The sequence below is a fragment of the Ramlibacter sp. genome (genome assembly GCF_013697775.1).
Classification (GTDB): Bacteria; Pseudomonadota; Gammaproteobacteria; order Burkholderiales; family Burkholderiaceae_C; genus Ramlibacter.
On record NZ_JACCWG010000319.1, the window covers coordinates 1 to 17,574 of the forward strand.

Below are 17,574 nucleotides of genomic sequence, written 5' to 3' on the forward strand. Positions count from 1 at the left end.
GATCAAGGGCAAAACCTGCGATGAGTTCTTTTCCCCCGAACGGGTCGCAGAAGTCCGCGCCCGCGACCAGGCCACCCTGCTCTCGCTTGAAAGCAGGACAACGGAAGAGATGCTCACCCTGCGCAGCGGCGAGCAAGTGCACTATGAAACGCTGACGGCGCCGCTGTGGGACGAGAACGGGCAGCTGCAAGGCCTGCTTGGAATCTCGCGCAACATCACCGAGAGAAAAAAGTACGAGGAAGAGATCAAGCAGGCCCGCGATCTCGCCGAGGCGGCAACGCTGTCGAAGTCGCAGTTCCTGGCCAACATGAGCCATGAGATTCGCACGCCGATGAACGCCATCATCGGCCTGTCGCACCTGACACTGAAGACCACGCTGACCGAGCGCCAGCGCGACTACGTGCAAAAGGTGCAGGCCTCGGGCCAGCACCTGCTGGGCATCATCAACGACATCCTGGACTTCTCCAAGGTCGAGGCCGGCAAGCTGGACATCGAGCGCGAGCAGTTCGACCTGAAAAGCGTGCTGGAGCACGTGAACAACCTGGTGGCCGACAAGGCCAGCGCCAAGGGCCTGGCGCTGGTGTTCGACGCCGCGCCCGGCGTGCCGCGGCTGCTGCTGGGCGACTCGCTGCGCATCGGCCAGATCCTCATCAACTACGTCAACAACGCCGTCAAGTACACGCAGCATGGACGCGTGAACGTGTCCATGCGGGTGGCCGAGCGGCAGGACGACAACCTGCTGCTGCACTGCGAGGTGACCGACACCGGCATCGGCCTGACCGAGGAGCAGCAGGCCCGCCTGTTCCAGAGTTTTTCGCAGGCCGACTCCTCCACCACGCGCAAGTACGGCGGCACCGGCCTGGGGCTGGCCATCTCCCGCAAGCTGGCCCAGCTGATGGGCGGCGATGTCGGCGTGTGCAGCCGCTTCGGCCAGGGCAGCACCTTCTGGTTCACCGTGCGGGTGGATGCCGTGCACGGGCAGGACCACGCGCTGCTGTCCTCGCCCGACCTGCGGCACGGCCGCGCGGCGGCGCAGGCCCATGAGACCGCGCGCGCCGAAGCCGCGCGCCAGGGCGAGGCCGTGCGCGGCGCGCGCATCCTGGTGGTGGAGGACAACGACATCAACCAGCGCGTGGCCGAGGAAATCCTGCAGGACGCGGGCTTCGTGGTGGACATCGCCGAGAACGGCCAGGAGGGCCTGGCGATGGCGCGCGGCGGCGGCTACGACCTGGTGCTGATGGACATGCAGATGCCGGTAATGGACGGCCTCACCGCCACGCAGGAAATCCGCAAGCTGCCGGGGCTGGCGCATCTGCCCATCGTGGCGACCACCGCCAACGCCATGCAGCGCGACCGCGACCGCTGCCTGGCCGCCGGCATGAACGACTTCATCGCCAAGCCGATCGACCCGGACGAACTGGCGCGCACGCTGCTGCGCTGGCTGAAGCCGCGGGAACAAAACCCTTCGACAGGCTCAGGGCGAACGGACGATGGGTCACAAACCGCCGTGCGCCCTGAGCCTGTCGAAGGGCCCGCCCCGCCCGCCAACGGCCTGCCGCACGTCCCCGGCCTCGACACGACGCTCGGACTGCGCCGCGTGATGGGCAAGAAGAAGCTCTACCTCACGCTGCTGCAGCGCTATGCGCAAAGCCAGCGCGACTGCGCTGGGCAGGTGCGCGCCGCGCTGGATGCCGGCGACATGGCCACGGCGGAGCGCCTGGCGCACACCGCCAAGGGCCTGGCCGGCAACATCGGCGCCGAGCCACTGGCCGTCGATGCCGCAGCCCTGGAGCATGCCCTGCGCGAGCAGCATGCGGCCCCCGAGATCGACCGCCACCTGGAGGTGTTCGGCCGCAGCCTGCAGGCGCTGATCGACGGCTTGGCGGCAGCGGCCTCGGAGATGACCCCCGCGTCTTGTTGACTTTTCAGAACTTACTGAAAATTCAAAACAAGGCTGCCACAATCGTGGCATGCCGCTCCAAGACCACCTGCCGCCGCTCAGCCGCCAGTTCGTCTCGCACTTCGGCGAGATGGGCAGCCGCTGGGGCATCAACCGCACCGTGGGGCAGATCTATGCCCTGCTCTTCATCGCGCAGCGCGGCCTCAACGCCGACGAGATCGCCGAGGCGCTGGAGTTCTCCCGCTCCAATGTGAGCATGGGCCTGAAGGAACTGCAGGCCTGGCGGCTGGTGCGGCTGCGCCACCTGCCCGGCGACCGCCGCGAGTATTTCGAGGCGCCCGCGGACATCTGGGAGATCTTCCGCGTGCTGGCCGAGGAGCGGCGCCGCCGCGAGATCGAGCCCACGCTGTCGATGCTGCGCATGGCGCTGCTGGAGCAGCCCACCGACCCGGCCGACGTGCACGCGCAGGAGCGCATGCGCCAGATGCACGACCTGATCGACCGCCTCATGACCTGGTTCGACGACGTGCAGAAGCTGGCCCCCGAAACCGCCATGCGGCTGATGGGCCTGGGCTCCACCGTGACCCGGGTGCTGGAACTGAAGGACCGCGTGACCGGCCGCTCGCCGAAGGCCAACAAGGAGAACGGATGATGGACACCCTGCTTCTGTCGCGGCTGCAGTTCGCGGCCAACATCAGCTTCCATATTCTCTTTCCGACCATCACCATCGCGCTCGGCTGGCTGCTGGTGTTCTTCCGGGTGCGCAATGCCGCCACCCGTGGCACGCCCGAGGCCGGCCATTGGGAAGAGGCCTATTACTTCTGGACCAAGGTGTTCGCGCTGACCTTCGCGCTGGGCGTGGTGTCGGGCATCACCATGAGCTTCCAGTTCGGCACCAACTGGCCCGGCTTCATGGAAAAGGCCGGCAACATCGCGGGTCCGCTGCTCGGCTACGAGGTGCTGACGGCGTTCTTCCTGGAAGCCACCTTCCTGGGCATCATGCTGTTCGGCCGCGAGCGCGTGTCCGAGCGCACGCACCTCATCGCCACCGTGCTGGTGGCCTTCGGCACCACGCTGTCGGCGTTCTGGATCCTGGCGCTCAACTCGTGGATGCAGACGCCCGCAGGCTACGAGATCGTCAACGGCCGCTTCCATGCGACCAGCTGGCTGGCGGTGATCTTCAATCCCTCGTTCCCCTACCGGCTCGCGCACAAGCTGCTGGCGTCCACGCTCACCGCGTCGTTCCTCGTCGCCGGCCTGAGCGCGTGGCAGCTGCTCAAGGACACGGCCAACGGCGGCACGCGCAAGGCGCTGCGGGTGGCGGTGACGGCCGCGGCGATCGCCATTCCCATCCAGATCTTCGTGGGCGACCAGCATGGCCTGAACACGCTGGACCACCAGCCGGCCAAGATCGCCGCGCTGGAGGCGCTGTGGCACACCGAGAAAGGCGCGGGCCTCACGCTGATCGGCTGGCCCGACGAGAAAAACGGCGTCACGCACTACGCGCTGCGGCTGCCGCGCGGCGCCAGCCTGATCCTGGCGCACGACGCCAACGCCGAACTCAAGGGCCTGGACCAGTTCAAGGATGCGCATCCGCCGGTGCTGCCCCTGTTCATCGCGTTCCGCGTGATGGTGGGCATGGGGATGCTGATGCTGGCCGTGTCGTGGTGGGCTGCGTGGCGCCTGTGGCGCGCGCGCCCTTCGACAAGCTCAGGGCGAACGGATACCTCCGTTCGGGCTGAGCCTGTCGAAGCCCCGCCTCCGCGCCGCCTTCTCTGGATGCTTTCGGCCATGACCTTCTCCGGCTGGATCGCCACCTTGGCCGGCTGGTACGTCACCGAGATCGGCCGGCAGCCCTTCATCATTTACGGCCTGGTGCGCACCGCCGACGTGGTGGCGCAGCATGCGCCCGGCATGGTGGCCTCCACGCTCGCGGCCTACCTGATCCTGTACGCGTCGCTGCTGCTCGCCTACGTCGGCGTGCTGAAGTACATGGCGGAGCATCCGGCCAAGCCGGCCGGCCCAGGACTGCTGCCGGTCTCCACCACCGTGCCCCCCACCGCACCGCAAGGAGCCTAGAAATGATGACCCCCACGCTTGTCACTTCGTGTACTGCGCTGCCCCCCGAGGGGGCTTCAGCCTCCTTGAGGCGGCTCGGCGGAGGCTGACATGGACCTCGCCACCTTCCTGCCGCTGCTGTTCATGGCCGTGATGGGCCTGGCCCTGCTGGCCTATGTGGTGCTCGACGGCTACGACCTGGGCGTGGGCCTGCTGCTGCCGCTGGCCGACGACGCCGAGAAGGACGTGATGGTGTCCAGCATCGGGCCGTTCTGGGACGCCAACGAAACCTGGATGGTGCTGGGCATCGGCATCCTGCTGATCGCCTTTCCCCTGGCGCACGGCATCGTGCTCAGCGCGCTGTACCTGCCGGTGGCGGTGATGCTGATCGGCATCGTGCTGCGCGGCGTGTCGTTCGATTTCCGCGTGAAGGCGCGCGCGGCGCGCAAGCAGATGTGGAACCGGCTGTTCTCCGCCGGCTCGCTGCTGGCCGCCACGGCGCAGGGCTGGATGCTGGGCAGCTACCTCACCGGCTTCGACCACGGCCTGTGGCCCACGCTGTTCTCGGCCTTCATCGCGCTCACCTTGCCGACCGCGTACGCCGTGCTGGGCGCGGGCTGGCTGATGATGAAGACCGATGGCCCGCTGCAGGCCAAGGCCGTGGGCTGGGCGCGCAAGCTGCTGCTGCCGATGGGCGGCGCGCTGGCGGGCATCTCGCTGGCTTCGCCGCTGGTCAGCCCCACGGTGTTCGCCAAGTGGTTCGCGCTGCCGCAGCTGTTCGCGCTGCTGCCGATTCCTCTGGCCTGCGCCGCCGCGTTCTTCGCGGCGTGGCACGTGCTGTCGCGCCCGCGCGTGCTGGCCGCGGGCTACGGCTGGGTGGTGTTCGCCTCCACCGTGCTGATCTTCGTGCTGGCCTTCTTCGGGCTGGCCTACAGCCTGTACCCGTACATCGTGGTGGACAAGCTCACGGTGTGGCAGGCCGCCAGCGACACCAGCGCGCTGCTGTTCATCCTGGTGGGCGTGGCGATCACCCTGCCCGCGATCGTCGTCTACACGGTGTTCATGTACCGCGTGTTCTGGGGCAAGGCCACGGAGTTGACGTACGGCCCCGGCAGCTGAGGATCAGGCTGTTTGCGGCGCGCCGAGCAGGCGCGCCTTGGCTTCATCGTATTCGCGCTGGAGCTTCGCGATGTAGCCGGCCGCGGACATCACCTCGGTCACCGCGCCGATGCCCTGGCCGCAGCCCCAGATGTCCTTCCAGGCCTTGCTCTTGGCGCTGTCGCCGCCGCCGAAGTTCATCTTGCTGGGATCGCTCTCGGGCAGGTTGTCCGGGTCCATGCCGGCCGCGCGGATGCTGGGCTTCAGGTAGTTGCCGTGCACGCCGGTGAACAGGTTGCTGTAGACGATGTCGTCGGAATTGCCGTCGACGATGGCCTGCTTGTAGGCGTCGCTGGCGCGCGCCTCCTCGGTGGCGATGAAGGCCGAGCCGATGTAGGCGAAGTCGGCGCCCATGGCCTGCGCCGCCAGCACCGCGCCGCCGGTGGCGATGGCACCCGACAGCGCGATCGGGCCGTCGAACCACTGGCGGATTTCCTGGACCAGCGCGAACGGGCTCTTCACGCCCGCGTGGCCGCCCGCGCCCGCGGCCACCGCGATCAGGCCGTCGGCGCCCTTCTCGATGGCCTTGTGCGCGAACATGTTGTTGATGATGTCGTGCAGCACGATGCCGCCGTAGCTGTGGATCGCCTGGTTCACCTCGGGGCGCGCGCCCAGCGAGGTGATGACGATCGGCACCTTGTACTTCACCGCCATTTCCATGTCGTAGTCGAGCCGGTCGTTGCTCTTGTGCACGATCTGGTTCACGGCGAACGGCGCGGCCGGGCGGTCCGGGCTGTTGCGATTGTGGGCGGCCAGCGTCTCGGTGATCTCGTGCAGCCACTCGTCCAGCTGCGCCGCCGGGCGCGCGTTCAGCGCGGGCATGGAGCCCACGATGCCGGCCTTGCACTGCGCGATCACCAGCTTGGGGTTGCTGATGATGAACAGCGGCGAGCCGATCACGGGCAGCGCGAGATGTTGCAGGGCCTGGGGCAGCTTGGACATGGGTTCTCCGTCATTGAAAGCCGTTCGTCCTGAGCTTGTCGAAGGGTGAACGGCGTGGTGCGGCTTCGACAGGCTCAGCCCGAACGGGCGCTTTCTTCAGCCCGAGCGGGCTTTGTTTCTAGAAGGCTTCCAGCGCCATGCCGGTGACGCTGTCGGCGCCCTCGACGATGCTGTCGCGCATGCCGGGCGCCTTGGCCAGGATGTGGTCGGCGTAGAAGTGCGCGGTGGCGATCTTGGCGTGCATGAATTGCACGTCCTCGCCCGCCGCGGCCAGTTCCTCGGCCACCAGCAGCGAGCGACCGAGCTGCCAGCCCGCCACCAGGTTGCCGGCGAGCATCAGATACGGCACCGAGCCGGCGAACACGGCGTTGGGCGAACTCCGGCCCTGCTGCACCACGAAGTCCACCACGTCCAGGAAAGCCTTGCGCGCCGCGGCCAGGCGCTTTTGCATCGCCAGCGCGGCGGGGCTGCCGCTCTTGCCGAGCGCGGCCTCGGTCTTCTCGATCTGCCCGGCGATGGCGCGCGCGGTCTGGCCACCGTCGCGCGCGGTCTTGCGGCCCACCAGGTCGTTGGCCTGAATCGCGGTCGTGCCTTCGTAGATGGTCAGGATCTGGGCGTCGCGGTAGTACTGCGCGGCGCCGGTTTCCTCGATGAAGCCCATGCCGCCGTGCACCTGCACGCCCAGCGAGGTGACGTCCAGGCTCATCTCGGTGCTGTAGCCCTTGACCAGCGGCACCAGGAATTCGTAAAACGCCTGGTTCTGCTTGCGCGCGTCGGCGTCCGTGTGGTGGTGCGCGGCGTCGTACCCCGCAGCCGCCACGCTGGCCATCGCGCGGCAGCCTTCGGTGTAGGCGCGCATGGTCAGCAGCATGCGGCGCACGTCGGGGTGGTGGATGATGGGCGCGGCGCCGGGCAGCGAGCCGTCCACCGGGCGCGACTGCACGCGGTCGCGCGCATAGGCCACGGCCTTTTGATAGGCGCGCTCGGCGATCGCCACGCCCTGCATGCCCACGGCGTAGCGCGCCGCGTTCATCATGATGAACATGTACTCCAGGCCGCGGTTCTCCTGGCCGACGATGTAGCCGACGGCGCCACCGTTGTCGCCGTACTGCAGCACCGCGGTGGGCGAAGCCTTGATGCCCAGCTTGTGCTCGATGCTCACGCAGTGCACGTCGTTGCGCGCACCGATGGCGCCGCCGGCATCCACCATGAATTTCGGCACCACGAACAGGCTGATGCCCTTCACGCCTTCGGGCGAGCCGGGGATCTTGGCCAGCACCAGATGGACGATGTTCTCGGCCATGTCGTGCTCGCCGAAGGTGATGAAGATCTTGGTGCCGAAGATCTTGTAGGTGCCGTCGGGCTGCGGCTCGGCGCGGGTGCGCACCAGCGACAAATCGCTGCCGGCCTGCGGCTCGGTCAGGTTCATGGTACCGGTCCACTCGCCGCTCACCAGCTTTTCCAGGAACACCGCCTTCAATTCATCCGAGCCGGCCGTCAGCAGCGCCTCGATGGCGCCGTCGGTCAGCAGCGGGCACAGCGCGAAGCTGAGGTTGGCGCTGTTGAGCATCTCGTTGCAGGCCGCGCCGATGGTTTTCGGCAGGCCCTGGCCGCCGAAGCCGGTGGGATGCTGGATGCTCTGCCAGCCGCCCTCGACGAACTGGCGGTAGGCCTGGCGAAATCCCGGCGTGGTGGCGACGTTGCCGTCCTTCCACGCCGAGGGATTGCGATCGCCCTCGACATTGAGCGGCGCCACCACTTCCTGGTTGAAGCGGGCGCACTCCTCGAGCACGGCCTGCGCTGTGTCCAGGCCGGCGTCCTCGAAGCCCGGCATGCGCGCGATCTCCTCCAGGCCGGCCAGGTGCCGGATGTCGAAGAGCATGTCCTTGACGGGGGCGATGTAGCTCATCTCACAGCTCCTTGACCAGCTCCGGCACCGCCTGGAACAGGTCGGCTTCCAGGCCGTAGTCGGCCACGCTGAAGATCGGCGCTTCGGGGTCCTTGTTGATCGCGACGATCACCTTGGAATCCTTCATGCCGGCCAGGTGCTGGATGGCGCCGGAAATGCCCGCGGCGATGTACAGCTGCGGCGCGACGATCTTGCCGGTCTGGCCGACCTGCCAGTCGTTGGGCGCGTAGCCCGCGTCGACCGCGGCGCGGCTGGCGCCCAGCGCGGCGCCCAGCTTGTCGGCCAGCGGCGTCAGCACGTCGTTGAACTTCTCGCTGCTGCCCATCGCCCGGCCGCCCGAGACGATGATCTTGGCCGCGGTCAGCTCGGGGCGGTCGCTCTTGGCGATTTCCTGGCCGACAAAGCTGCTCTTGCCGCTGTCGGCCACGCTGGCGGCGGTTTCCACTGCGGCGCTGCCGCCGCTGGTGGCGGCCGGGTCGAACGCGGTGGTGCGCACGGTGAGCACCTTGATGGCGTCGGCGCTTTGCACCGTGGCGATGGCGTTGCCGGCGTAGATCGGGCGCTCGAAGGTGTCGGGGCTGTCCACCTTGGTGATGTCGCTGACCTGCGCCACGTCCAGCTTGGCCGCGACGCGCGGCGCCACGTTCTTGCCGCCGGCGGTGGCCGGGAACAGGATGTGGCTGTAGTCCTTGGCGATCGCCAGCACCTGGGCCGCGACGTTCTCGGCCAGGCCGTGCGCGAAGTGCGCGCCGTCGGCGTGGATCACCTTGGAAACGCCGGCGATCTGCGCGGCCGCCTTGGCGGCTTCACCGGCGTTCTCGCCGGCCACCAGCACGTGCACGTCGCCGCCGCAGGCGATTGCCGCGGTGACGGTGTTGAGGGTCGCGCCACGGATGGACGCGTTGTCGTGTTCGGCAATGACCAGGGCTGCCATGTCAGATCACCTTCGCTTCGTTCTTGAGTTTCGCCACCAGGGTCGCCACGTCGGGCACCTTCACGCCGGCACTGCGCTTGGCGGGCTCGACCACCTTCAGCGTCTTCAGCCGCGGCTTCACGTCCACGCCCAGGTCCTCGGGCTTGAGGACTTCCAGCGGCTTTTTCTTGGCCTTCATGATGTTGGGCAGCGTGACGTAGCGCGGCTCGTTCAGGCGCAGGTCGGTGGTGATCACCGCCGGCAGCGTGACCGACAGCGTCTCGAAGCCGCCGTCGACCTCGCGCGTGACCGTGGCCTTGCCGTCGGCCACTTCCACCTTGCTGGCGAAGGTGGCCTGCGGCAGGTCGGCCAGCGCGGCCAGCATCTGGCCGGTCTGGTTGGCGTCGTCGTCGATCGCCTGCTTGCCCAGGATCACCAGGCCCGGCTGCTCCTTGTCCACCAGCGCCTTCAGCAGCTTGGCCACGGCCAGCGGCTGGAGCTCCTCGGTGGTCTCGATCAGGATGGCGCGGTCGGCGCCGATGGCCATGGCCGTGCGCAGGGTCTCCTGGCACTGCGCGACGCCGCAGGAGATGGCGATCACCTCGGTGGCCACGCCCTTTTCCTTCAGCCGCACGGCCTCTTCGACGGCGATCTCGTCGAAGGGGTTCATGCTCATCTTCACGTTGGCGATGTCCACACCCGTGTTGTCCGACTTCACGCGGACCTTCACGTTGTAGTCCACCACCCGCTTGACAGGGACGAGGACCTTCATGCTGGGGAGCTCCTGGAGTTATGGATTTGGGGAAAACCGGACCGGACGCCGAATTGACGTTTACGTCAACTGGATTCTATTCGGCCGCCACTTGGCCTCAAAAAAGAACGACCGTTCTTTTTCAAAGTATACGCGTGCGCCCACTGCCGGGCTGGCCCGGTTGTCCGGGAAAGTCTGGACCGGGCGGCTTCCAGCGCGGCCTTACAGTCTTGTGCATAGCAACAAGGAGCTCTCCCCAGTGAAACGCCCTCTCTTCTCGCTCGCCGCGCTGGCCGCGGCAGCCCTGTTCGGCGGCTCCGCCTCGGCGCAGACCGTGCTCACCGCTTCCAGCTGGGTGCCGCCCACCCACTCGCTCAGCATCGCCCAGAAGGAGTGGTGCGACCTGGTGGAGAAGAATTCCGGCGGCAAGGTCAAGTGCAACATCCTGCCGCGCGCGGTGGCCAATCCGCCCGGCACCTACGATGCAGTGAAGAACGGCCTGGCCGACGTGTCGTTCACCGTGCACGGCTACACGCCCGGGCGCTTCGTGCTGCCGCAGATGGCGGAGCTGCCCTTCCTGGGCGACTCAGCCGAGCCGATCTGCGTGGCCTTCCAGCGCGTGGCGATGAAGCATCCCGAATTCCTGCAGGAACACCAGGGCGTGCACGTGCTGACCCTGTTCACCCACGGCCCCGGCATCGTCTTCAACACCAAGAAGCCGGTGGCCAAGGTGGAGGACCTGCAGGGCCTGAAGTGGCGCGTGGGCGGCGGCATGGTCAACGACATGACCAAGGCGCTGGGCATGAACGTGACGCTCAAGCCGGCCACCGACAACTACGAGCTGCTGTCCTCCGGCGTGATGGACGGCACGCTGCTGCCGGCCGAATCCAGCGAGTCGTTCAAGATCGACAAGCTGATCAAGCACGCCACCACCTTTCCGGGCGGCCTGTACAACACCAGCTTCGTCTTCATGATGAACCAGGGCAAGTACGACAAGCTGGCCCCCGACGAGAAGAAGGCGGTCGATGCCGCGTCGGGCGAAGTCGCCGCGCGCATCTTCGGGCGCAACTGGGACAAGGTGGACCGCCGCGCCCACGCGTTGATGCAGGCCAACAACGTGCAGATGGTCAAGGCCGACGCCAGGTTCGTGGCCGACGTCAAGGCCAAGACCGCGCCGCTGGAACAGAAGTGGGCCAAGGACGCCGAAGGCAAGGGCCTGAAGAACGCCGACAAGGTGCTGGCCGACTTCCGCGCCGAGATCGCCAAGGCGTCGAAGTAAGCAGGAATGCGGACGCGGCCACGTGCCGCCTCTGGTACAAACGCGGCACCCAGGGGAGCTTTGGGTGCCGCTTTCTTTTGCGCGGACCCGGTTGACGGAAGACGGAGAATGAAAAAACTGCTGGAGCTGCTGTGCGGCCTGCTGTCCGGGGTCGCGCTGTTCGCGATCATGGCGCTGACTTTTTTCGACGTGCTGGGGCGCAAGTTCGCCGACAACTCCATCCCGGGCTCCCTGGAGATGACCGAGCTGCTGATGGTGGTGGTGATCTTCGGCGCGCTGCCGCTGGTGTCGCAGCGCGGCGAGCACGTGGAGTTCGACTCGCTCGACCCGTTCATGCCGGCCTGGCTGCGCCGCGCCCAGGGCGTGCTGGTGCACCTGCTGTGCGCCGCGGTGCTGCTGCTGCTCGGTTATCTGATGTGGCGCACCGGCGGCCAGTTCCTGGAGTCCGGTGAAACCACCGCGCAGCTGAAGATCCTGAAGGCGCCGTTCCTCTACGGCATGAGCGTGCTGTGCGCGCTGACCGGGCTGGTGCACCTGACGCTGATCGCGCATCCGCCGGCCCAACGCGCCGAAGGCGAAGGAGTGGCACTGTGACCGCGGCACTCATCGGCTTCGCCTTCATCTTCGTGCTGGCGCTCATGCGCGTGCCGCTGGCCTTCTCCATGGGCCTGGTCGGCTTCGCCGGCATCGGCCTGATCCGCGGCTGGGACCCGGCGCTGGCCAGCACCGCTCAGGTGGTCTACGAAACCGGATTCGCCTACACGCTGTCGGTGATCCCTTTGTTCATTTTGATGGGCAACTTCGTGGCGCGCGCGGGCCTGGCGCACGAGCTGTTCCAGGCGGCCTATGCGTTCATCGGCCACCTGCGCGGCGGCCTGGCGCACGCCACCATCGCCGCGTGCGCCGGCTTCGGCGCGATCTGCGGCTCCTCCATCGCCACCGCCGCCACCATGAGCAAGGTGGCCTACCCGTCGATGAAAAAGCTGGGCTACAGCGACTCGCTGTCCACCGGCGTCATGGCCGCGGGCGGCACGCTGGGCATCATGATCCCGCCGTCCACCATCATGGTGATCTACGGGATCATCACCGAGACCAGCATCGGCAAGCTGTTCGCCGCCGGCGTCATCCCCGGGCTGCTGACGGCCATTTTGTTGATGGGAAGCGTGGTGCTCATGACCTTGCGCGATGCCGAACACGCGCCGCCCGGCAAGCGCCACACTTGGCCCGAGCGCTGGCGTGCGCTGCGCGGCATCTGGGGCGTGGCGGTGCTGGTGCTGGTGGTGCTGGGCGGCATTTATGGCGGCTTCTTCACCGCCACCGAGGGCGCGGGCTTCGGCGCCGCGGGCGCCTTCCTGTTCGCGCTGGCGCGCCGGCGCCTCACCTGGCGCAGCCTGTACGAGGTGCTGGTGGAATCTGCGCGCACCACGGCCATGCTGTTTACACTGCTGATCGCCGCCACCATCTTCGCCAACTTCGTGAACTTCACGAGCATGCCCGGCGATTTGAAGGAGTGGATCACCCACCTGGGCCTGTCGCCGGTGATGGTGATCGTGGCGATGATGGCCATCTACGTGGTGCTGGGCACGGTGATGGAGGAGCTGACGATGGTGTTGCTGACCATTCCGCTGTTCTTCCCCATCGTCACTGCCCTGGGGTTCGACCCGGTGTGGTTCGGCGTGCTGATCGTGATGATCGTGCAGATCGGCCTGATCTCCCCGCCCGTGGGCATGAACCTGTTCGTCATCAACGCCCTGCTCCCTGGCGTCGGCCTGGGCAAGATCTTCCGCGGCTGCTGGCCGTTCGTGCTGGTGATGATCATCGTGCTGGGACTGCTGGTCGCGTTTCCGCAGTTGAGTTTGTGGCTGCCTTCGTTGATGAAGTAGCGTTCACTCTGAAATCGCTGCGCGATTTCAGAGTGGCTTGGTCAGTGCCGGTTCAGGCGCGGGCTGCACGTGCATCACGCGCTGCGGATAGGGAATCTCGATGCCCGCATCGCGGAACCCTTTGAGGATCGCCAGGTTGATGTCGGACTTCACGTTCGACTGCCCGTTGATCGGGTCCTGGATCCAGAACAGCAGCGAGAACTCCAGCCCGTCCGGCCCGAAGCGCACCAGCCGCGCAGCCGGCTCCGGATCGGGAATCACGCGTTGCGCCCCCGCCGCGGCGCCCAACAGAATCTCCTGCACGCGATCGACGTCGCTGTCGTAGCCCACCGTCACCTCGGTGGTCAGCAGGATGCGCGGGTCGGCCAGCGACAGGTTCTCGATGCGCTCGGTGATCAGCTTTTCGTTGGGCACGATGGACTCGCGCCCGGCCAGCGAGCGGATCAGCGTGTAGCGCGTCTTGATGTCCGCGACCACGCCCTCGAAGTTGTCCACCCGCACCGTGTCGCCGATGCGCAAGCTGCGTTCGAACAGGATCACGAAGCCGCTCACGTAGTTGGCCGCCAGCTTCTGCAGGCCGAAGCCCAGGCCGACGCCCAGCGCGCCGCCCAGCACCGACAGCGCGGTGAGGTCCACGCCCACCGCCGACAGCGCGAACAGCAGGCCCACCAGCAGCAGCACGGCGCGGATGGCGTTGCCCGCCACCTTGCGCAGCGACAGGTCGTGCACCGCATCGCGCAGCACCTTGCGCTCCAGCACGGCCGAGATCCACAGCGCGATCACCAGCACCAGGCCCGACGACAGCACGCCCTGGATCATCGCCAGCAGGCTGACCTTGGCCTTGCCGAAGGCGAAGTAGATGGCGTCGAGCTCCGCCATCAGCGGCTGCAGCAGGCCGACGATCCACAGCACCGCCGCCAGCCAGGCCAGCCAGGAGAACAGGCGCTCCACCAGCCGCGCGAGCGAGGAGTTCGGGAACACCACGGTGAACACGCGCGCCAAAAAGCGGATGCCGGCCAGCGACACCAGCACCGGAATGGCGATGCGCAGCAGCACCAGCCGCTGCGAGTGCGCCAGCACCAGCGACGCGCCATACACCAGCACCAGTGCCAGCAGCGGAAACAGCAGGCCGTCGACCACGGCGCGGCCGAACCACACCGATTCGCTTGAGCGGCGCCGGCCGATCAGCCAGGCGATGCCCCAGGCCGCCACCAGGCAGCCCAGCAAAACGCCGATTTCCCAGGGCATGCCCGGGTGGCCCAGGTCACGGGCCAGCTTGTCGAGTTCCGTCATATGCTTTCACGGCCGTTCGCCCTGTGTTTCCACGACCGTTCGCCCTGAGCCTGTCGAAGGGCTTCGACGGGCTCAGCCCGAACGGGATCGCGCCAGGCCCGAACGGCATCAAGTCCATTTGGGTTGGCGCTTCTCGGTGAAAGCGGTCACGCCTTCCAGCGCGCAGCCGTCCATCATGTTCACGGCCATGGTTTCGCCGGCCAGCTGGTAGGCGGCGGCCGTGCCCATCTCGCGCTGCTGGTAGAACAGTTCCTTGCCCATGGCGATGGCGATGCGCGGCTTGGCGACGATGCTGGCGACCAGCCGCTCGACTTCCGCGTCAAGCCGGTCCGGCGCGACGGCATGGTTGACGAGGCCGCGCTCGGCTGCCTGCCGCGCGTCGATGAAGTCGCCGGTGACCAGCATCTCCATGGCCTGCTTGGCCGGCACGTTGCGCAGCAGCGCCACGCTGGGCGTGGAGCAGAACAGGCCGTAGTTGACGCCGCTGACGGCGAACGACGCGTCGGTGGACGCCACCGCCAGGTCGCACTGCGCCACCAGCTGGCAGCCCGCCGCGGTGGCGATGCCCTGCACCCGCGCGATCACCGGCACCGGCAGCTTCTGGATGGCCAGCATCATGCGGCTGCACTGCGCGAACAGCTTGCGGTAGTAGTCCGGCGAAGGCCGCGCGATCATTTCCTTCAAGTTGTGGCCGGCGCAGAAAGCCTTGCCTGCCGCGGCGAGCACCACCACGCGCACCGACGCGTCGCCGGCGAGGCGGTCCAGCGCGGATTGCAGCGCGGCGAGCATCTCTTCGCTGAGCGCGTTGAAGCTGGCCGGCCGGTTCAGCGTGAGGGTGACGGCGCCGCGGGCGTCGCGCGATTCGGTGAGGGGAGCTGGGTTGGAGTCCATGGTCAGATGTCCGCCAGGACGCGAAGATGGGCCTCGACGCTGCGTCCGAGCGCGCTGAGGTTGTAGCCGCCTTCCAGGCAGGACACGATGCGGCCCTGCGCATGCTTGCTGGCGATGTCCTTGATGCGGCCGGTGATCCAGGTGTAGTCGGCTTCCACCAGGCCCATCTGGCCCAGGTCGTCCTCGCGGTGCGCGTCGAAGCCGGCGCTGATGAACACCATCTGCGGCTTGAAGGCCTCCAGCCGCGGAATCCAGGCGTGCTCGATCAGCTCGCGCACCTCCATGCCGCGCGTGTACGCCGGCACCGGCAGGTTGACCATGTTGTCCGCGTGCGGCCTGTCGCCGGAAAACGGATAGAACGGGTGCTGGAAGAAGCTCACCATCAGCACGCGTTCGTCGCCCGACAGGATGTCCTCGGTGCCGTTGCCGTGGTGCACGTCGAAGTCGATGACCGCCACCCGCTGCAGGCCGTGGTGCTCCAGCGCGTGGCGCGCGGCAACGGCCACGTTGTTGAAGAAGCAAAAGCCCATGGCGTGGTCGCGGCAGGCGTGGTGGCCGGGCGGGCGCACTGCGCAGAAGGCGTTCTCCAGCTCGCCGGCCATCACCGCGTCGGTGGCCGCCACTGCGGCGCCGGCGGCGCGCATGGCGGCTTCCCAGGTATGGGCATTCATGGAAGTGTCGGGGTCGACCTGCACGTGGCCGGGGCCGCCGGCGCGCTGCTGCTCTGACAGGGACTGCTGTTTCGCAAGCAGCCATTCGCGGTGTTCGGTGGTGTGGGCGCGGTCGATCTGCGCTGGCGCCGCCTCGGGCGCCTCGCGCCGCTCGAGCGCGTCGCCAACGCCTGACATGAGCAGGCGGTCCTCGATCGCGTCCAGCCGCTCGGGGCATTCGGGATGGCCCGGCCCCATGTCGTGCTTGCGGCAATGGGGATGCGTGAAATACCCGGTTTTGCTCACCCTGCGCTCAGCCCACGTGGTTTTTTGCGATAACGTCGTGCCATGGATGCACAACAAAAACTCAAAACGCTCCTTGGTCAGCTTAACACGGTGATCGTCGGAAAACCCGCCCAGGTACGCGACTGCGTGGCCTGCCTGTTGGCTGGGGGACACCTGCTGATCGAAGACGTTCCGGGGGTCGGCAAGACCACCCTGGCGCACGCGCTGGCGCGCGCCTTCGGCCTGCAGTTCTCGCGCGTGCAATTCACCGCCGACCTGATGCCCAGCGACCTGTCGGGTGTGTCCATCTACGACCGCGGCAAGGAGACCTTCGTGTTCCACCCCGGCCCGATTTTCGCGCAGGTGCTGCTGGCCGACGAGATCAACCGCGCCAGCCCCAAAACGCAGAGCGCGCTGCTGGAAGCCATGGAGGAAAAGCAGGTCACGGTGGAAGGCGAAACGCGCGCCCTGCCCGATCCGTTCTTCGTCATCGCCACGCAGAACCCGCACGACCAGCTGGGCACCTTCGCCCTGCCCGAGTCGCAGCTGGACCGCTTCCTGATGCGCATCTCGCTGGGCTACCCCGACCGCGCCGCCGAACGCGCGCTGTTCAACGGGGGCGACCGGCGCGAGATGATCGACGGGCTGGGCAACGCGCTGGCGCCGATCGAGCTGCAGGCGCTGCAGCGGGAAGTGCTGGCGGTGCACGCGGCCGATCCGCTGCTGGACTACGTGCAGGACCTGGTCGCCGCCACGCGTTCGGGCCGCTGGTTCCTGCAGGGCCTGAGCCCGCGCGCGGGCATCGCCGTGATCCGCGCGGCCAAGGCGCAGGCCCTGCTGTCCGGCCGCGCCTACGTGGCGCCCGACGACGTGCAGGCGATCTTTCCGCAGACCGTGGCGCACCGCCTGGTGCCGGTCGGCGACGCCGGCCGCGGACCCATCGAGCAGGTGCGCGCGATGGTGGAGGCGGTGGCGCTGCCGTGAGCACCACCGTTCGCCCTGAGCCTGTCGAAGGGCATGGGCACGCCAGGGCTTCGACAAGCTCAGCCCGAACGGATGTTCCCGCACCCGCCCGAACGGGCCTGAACCCGCTCGCCCACATCCGCAAGCGCTTTCGCCAGTGGTGGCAGGCGCGCCTGCCGCTGTCCGACACCATGGCGCTCGGCCAGCACAACGTCTACATCCTGCCCACCCGGCCCGGCTTCATGCTGGGCACGACCCTGCTGGTGCTGCTGGTGGGCTCCATCAACTACCAGCTCAATCTCGGCTACCTGCTGACCTTCCTGCTGGCCGGCAGCGCCGCTGCCGGCATGCACGTGTGCCATGGCACATTGCGCGGCCTCACCATGCACCTGGCGCCGCCGGAGCCGCGCTTTGCCGGCACCGCCGCCGCCTTGTCGGTCACGCTGGACAACGCGCGCGCGTCGGTGCGCCACGGCATCGGCCTGGCGGTGCTGGACGCCACGCATGCCGACCGCTGGAGCTGGACCGACGTGCCGGCGCAGGGCACCACTATCGTGCAGGTGGCCTTCAAGCCCGAGCGGCGCGGCCTGCACTCCGTGCCGCCACTCACCGCGGAAACGCGCTTTCCGCTCGGCACCTTCCGCGTCTGGACGGTGTGGCGGCCGGCTGCGCAGGTGCTGGTCTATCCCGCGCCCGAGC

15 protein-coding genes and 1 pseudogene are annotated in these 17,574 nt (G+C 67.7%); 9 read left to right on the plus strand and 7 right to left on the minus strand.

Going from position 1 to position 17,574, the window contains the following annotated elements:
- From H0U68_RS16125 to H0U68_RS16140, 4 genes are all read left to right on the plus strand, one after another.
- Nucleotides 1-1,921: response regulator (locus H0U68_RS16125; RefSeq protein ID WP_296357382.1), on the plus strand; the 1,921-nt coding region annotated here is incomplete at its 5' end.
- 49 nt (nt 1,922-1,970) lie between these two features.
- The gene (locus H0U68_RS16130) at nt 1,971-2,552 is read left to right on the plus strand and encodes a GbsR/MarR family transcriptional regulator (RefSeq protein ID WP_296357384.1); all 582 of its coding nucleotides are present in this window, start codon (nt 1,971-1,973) and stop codon (nt 2,550-2,552) included.
- Nucleotides 2,552-3,979, plus strand: coding sequence for a cytochrome ubiquinol oxidase subunit I (locus tag H0U68_RS16135; protein ID WP_296357386.1), 1,428 nt, complete (start codon nt 2,552-2,554; stop codon nt 3,977-3,979). Before H0U68_RS16130 ends, H0U68_RS16135 begins: the two co-directional genes overlap by 1 nt.
- A 90-nt stretch (nt 3,980-4,069) precedes the next feature.
- A complete protein-coding gene (locus tag H0U68_RS16140) occupies nt 4,070-5,077 on the plus strand; it encodes a cytochrome d ubiquinol oxidase subunit II (RefSeq protein ID WP_296357388.1) in 1,008 nt (335 codons plus the stop codon).
- Nucleotides 5,078-5,080: 3 nt separating this feature from the next.
- Here the strand turns inward: H0U68_RS16140 and H0U68_RS16145 are convergent, their stop codons facing one another.
- The 4 genes from H0U68_RS16145 to H0U68_RS16160 all read right to left on the minus strand — a co-directional run bounded on the left by H0U68_RS16145 (nt 5,081) and on the right by H0U68_RS16160 (nt 9,652).
- A complete protein-coding gene (locus H0U68_RS16145) occupies nt 5,081-6,058 on the minus strand; it encodes a nitronate monooxygenase family protein (RefSeq protein ID WP_296357391.1) in 978 nt (325 codons plus the stop codon).
- Between the two features lie 118 nt (nt 6,059-6,176).
- Nucleotides 6,177-7,967, minus strand: coding sequence for an acyl-CoA dehydrogenase (locus H0U68_RS16150; RefSeq protein ID WP_296357393.1), 1,791 nt, complete (start codon nt 7,965-7,967; stop codon nt 6,177-6,179).
- Between the two features lies 1 nt (nt 7,968).
- Nucleotides 7,969-8,901, minus strand: a complete 933-nt coding sequence (locus tag H0U68_RS16155; RefSeq protein WP_296357395.1) for an electron transfer flavoprotein subunit alpha/FixB family protein — start codon at nt 8,899-8,901, stop codon at nt 7,969-7,971.
- Between the two features lies 1 nt (nt 8,902).
- Nucleotides 8,903-9,652 carry an electron transfer flavoprotein subunit beta/FixA family protein gene (locus H0U68_RS16160; protein ID WP_296357397.1) on the minus strand — a complete coding sequence of 250 codons (750 nt, stop codon included), beginning with the start codon at nt 9,650-9,652 and terminating at the stop codon, nt 8,903-8,905.
- A 238-nt stretch (nt 9,653-9,890) separates the two neighbouring features.
- Between H0U68_RS16160 and H0U68_RS16165 the strand changes: the two genes are divergently transcribed.
- The 3 genes from H0U68_RS16165 (at nt 9,891) to H0U68_RS16175 (ending at nt 12,793) form a co-directional block, all read left to right on the plus strand.
- Nucleotides 9,891-10,910, plus strand: coding sequence for a TRAP transporter substrate-binding protein (locus H0U68_RS16165; protein WP_296357399.1), 1,020 nt, complete (start codon nt 9,891-9,893; stop codon nt 10,908-10,910).
- 108 nt (nt 10,911-11,018) lie between these two features.
- Nucleotides 11,019-11,504 carry a TRAP transporter small permease gene (locus tag H0U68_RS16170; protein WP_296357401.1) on the plus strand — a complete coding sequence of 162 codons (486 nt, stop codon included), beginning with the start codon at nt 11,019-11,021 and terminating at the stop codon, nt 11,502-11,504.
- Nucleotides 11,501-12,793, plus strand: a complete 1,293-nt coding sequence (locus H0U68_RS16175; protein ID WP_296357403.1) for a TRAP transporter large permease — start codon at nt 11,501-11,503, stop codon at nt 12,791-12,793. Before H0U68_RS16170 ends, H0U68_RS16175 begins: the two co-directional genes overlap by 4 nt.
- A 27-nt stretch (nt 12,794-12,820) precedes the next feature.
- Here H0U68_RS16175 and H0U68_RS16180 read toward each other — a convergent pair whose 3' ends face one another.
- From H0U68_RS16180 to H0U68_RS16190, 3 genes are all read right to left on the minus strand, one after another.
- Nucleotides 12,821-14,086, minus strand: a complete 1,266-nt coding sequence (locus H0U68_RS16180; protein ID WP_296357405.1) for a mechanosensitive ion channel domain-containing protein — start codon at nt 14,084-14,086, stop codon at nt 12,821-12,823.
- Nucleotides 14,087-14,194: 108 nt separating this feature from the next.
- The gene (locus tag H0U68_RS16185) at nt 14,195-14,977 is read right to left on the minus strand and encodes an enoyl-CoA hydratase (protein WP_296357406.1); all 783 of its coding nucleotides are present in this window, start codon (nt 14,975-14,977) and stop codon (nt 14,195-14,197) included.
- A gap of 2 nt (nt 14,978-14,979) precedes the next feature.
- On the minus strand, nt 14,980-15,933 hold the full coding sequence (locus H0U68_RS16190; protein WP_296357409.1) for a histone deacetylase family protein: 954 nt from the start codon (nt 15,931-15,933) through the stop codon (nt 14,980-14,982).
- Nucleotides 15,934-15,975: 42 nt separating this feature from the next.
- On the opposite strand from H0U68_RS16190, the gene H0U68_RS16195 reads away from it, so the two are divergent.
- Complete coding sequence (locus H0U68_RS16195; RefSeq protein ID WP_296357410.1) at nt 15,976-16,896, plus strand: MoxR family ATPase; 921 nt, start codon at nt 15,976-15,978, stop codon at nt 16,894-16,896.
- A 98-nt stretch (nt 16,897-16,994) separates the two neighbouring features.
- Nucleotides 16,995-17,574 (plus strand): annotated as a pseudogene (locus H0U68_RS16200) (DUF58 domain-containing protein); the annotation flags it as partial.